The sequence below is a fragment of the Allobosea sp. GW823-FHT02B03 genome, from assembly GCF_058797755.1.
In genome coordinates, this window is the sequence record NZ_JBXAJY010000018.1 from 1 (window position 1) to 559 (window position 559).

At 69.2% G+C, this 559-nt stretch carries 1 protein-coding gene; it reads right to left on the reverse strand.

The features are described 5' to 3' along the window. Positions 1-559, reverse strand: a 559-nt coding sequence (locus AC1REK_RS27515; protein ID WP_492273833.1) for a calcium-binding protein, incomplete at both ends; no start/stop codon positions are given.

Below are 559 nucleotides of genomic sequence, written 5' to 3' on the forward strand. Positions count from 1 at the left end.
GTCGTTGCCGGTCCCGCCGAAGACGTCGTCGTCGCCGGAGCCGCCATCGAGCAGATCGTCACCTTCGCCGCCCCAGAGCGTGTCATTGCCGGCGCCGCCCTTCAGCGTGTCGTTGCCAGCCCCGCCATCGAAGGCATCGTCGCCATTGCCGCCGGTGACGACATCGTTGCCGGCGCCGAAGAGCAGCTTCTCGATGTTGACGAAGCTGTTGGTGCCGATGCCTTCGCCCGAAGCCTTGCCGGCGGCGAAGTCGACGCTGACCGCCCCGGTCGCGGCCGAGAGGTCGAGCGTGTCGAAGCCGTCGCCGCCATCGATCACGTCATGGCCCGCACCCGCCACGATGAGGTCGTCGCCGCCACCCGCCAGGATCACGTCGTCGCCGGCGCCGCCGACGAGGCGGTTGGCGCCGTCATCGCCGATCAGGGTATCGTTGCCTGCGCCGCCGATGACGTTCTCGATCGAGATCAGCTCGTCCTCGCCGCTCTCGTCGCCGAAGGCGATGCCCTGCGACAGGTCGACGGTGACGCCGGCGGTGTCGTCGGAATAGTCGGCGGTGTCG